At 64.2% G+C, this 1,931-nt stretch carries 2 protein-coding genes; one reads left to right on the top strand and one right to left on the bottom strand.

Annotation, left to right across the window (positions count from 1 at the left end; genetic code table 11):
* Window positions 1-224 precede the first annotated feature (224 nt).
* Entirely contained in the window at window positions 225-707 is a 483-nt protein-coding gene (gene tadA / locus AC5RWT_RS36935; protein WP_494084548.1) for a tRNA adenosine(34) deaminase TadA, read from the bottom strand.
* Window positions 708-768: 61 nt separating this feature from the next.
* On the opposite strand from tadA, the gene upp reads away from it, so the two are divergent.
* A complete protein-coding gene (gene upp / locus AC5RWT_RS36930) occupies window positions 769-1,404 on the top strand; it encodes a uracil phosphoribosyltransferase (protein WP_493969756.1) in 636 nt (211 codons plus the stop codon).
* Window positions 1,405-1,931 lie beyond the last annotated feature (527 nt).

Here is a 1,931-nt window from a genome sequence, read left to right as displayed (position 1 = left end):
TGGGATTTGAACCCACGTTGGCTGTTACACCAAACAACATTTCGAGTGTTGCACCTTCGGCCGCTCGGACACGTCACCAACGCGTCAACTTTACCCGTAGTTGGCCCTGAGCCCCAAAACGCTCCCGTGGGAGTGCCGGACTGTCAGGGTTCCGGGGCGTCTAGGCCTGGGCGGTTGGGCGAGATGGGGTGGCTTACAGGCACCCAGCCACCCGAGAGAAGCGCTCAGTCTGCCGGCATCTCGCCGCGGTGGCTGGCGAAGAACCCGCGCAGCATGGCGGCCGACTCATCTGCCCGCACCTCCGGGTAGACCTCCACCCAGTGGTTCAGCCGGCGTTCGCGCAGGATGTCGAAGACGCTGCCGGCTGCACCGGCCTTCTCGTCCCAGGCACCGAAGACCACTGTCGGGATGCGGGCCAGCACAATGGCACCGGCGCACATCGCACACGGCTCCAAGGTGACCACCAGCGTGCAGCCTTCCAGCCGCCAGGTGCCGAGCTTCCGCGCCGCCTCCCGGATGGCCACCATCTCGGCATGGCCCGTGGGGTCGTGCAGCGCCTCCCGTTCGTTGCGTCCGGAACCCAGCACCTCGCCGTCGGGCCCCACTACCACCGCGCCGATGGGCACGTCGGAGGTGTCCAGCGCCAGGCGGGCCTGGTGCAGGGCATGACCCATCCACTGGTGGTGCTGCGGATCAATCGGGCCCATGGCTCCATTCTGGCAGGCCCGATGTTTGTCCCTGCTATCCGGGTGCCGGTAGTTTTGGGGGATGCGCGTACTCGAAGTGGACCATCCTCTTGTTGCCCACAAACTCACCGTTCTCCGCGACAAGACCACTCCGTCGCCCGTCTTCCGCCAGCTCACCGAAGAGCTGGTGACCCTGCTGGCCTATGAAGCCACCCGCGACGTCCGGACCGAACCGGTCGAAATCGAGACCCCGGTGACCCGGACCATCGGAACAGCTTTCACCAAGCCGACCCCGCTGGTGGTGCCGATCCTGCGCGCCGGCCTCGGCATGCTTGAGGGCATGACCAAGCTGGTGCCGACCGCCGAGGTGGGGTTCCTGGGCATGGCCCGCAACGAGGAAACCCTGGACGTCATTACCTACGCCGAGCGGCTCCCGGCCGACCTCACCGGGCGCCAGGTTTTCGTGCTGGACCCGATGCTGGCCACCGGCGGCACGCTGCGCGAATCGATCAAGTTCCTTTTCGCCCGGGGCGCCGCGGACGTGACCTGCATCTGCCTGCTCGCGGCCCCGGAAGGGCTGCAGGCGCTGCGCGACGAGCTCGAAGGTACGAACGTCTCCATCGTTGTCGCCTCCATCGACGAACGGCTGAACGAGAAGGCCTACATCGTCCCCGGCCTGGGCGACGCCGGCGACCGGCTCTACGGCGTGGCCGGCTGACCCACGTCAGGTCTACCGCCCGGCTGGCCTCACCGCGCCGGGCGGTGCCCCCGCCGTTACCTCGAAAATCAGGTGCGTCCACATGTTGGACGCCTTGCAAACGCAAGCGTGTTCGTCCTGGGATTCCAAGCGCCTGAGGTCGCGCCGCGTGCATGAATAAATATGCAGCACCGCCCGGCCCACGGCGCACGAATCTATAATTATTCACGGCCTTAAAAGTGATGTGCCGCACAAAAAGCTCCCAATATCTCACTATATGAGACAAGCAGGCTTATATTACTTGCACGTAAGCTTTGTTACGAGGAAACTCATGGATGTGAACAACACCGCAACAGCTTCTGCAGCCGCAGCCTTCACGTTCGGGACATATCCCGGCGGACTGACGGACTGTTGCCGAATGCAGGCCTAACTCACCACCCCTCGAGTTATTCAGGCAATTCAACTGTCCAATGGCGGGCGCCAGAAACACATCCCGTGCGGGCATGCCATGCATTCGCGCCGCGATGACGGCCATTCACACATGAGGT

Source organism: Arthrobacter sp. Dra40 (assembly GCF_059091905.1).
The sequence above is the reverse complement of the archived record's forward strand: the minus strand, read 5'-3'. Positions and strand labels throughout refer to the sequence as shown.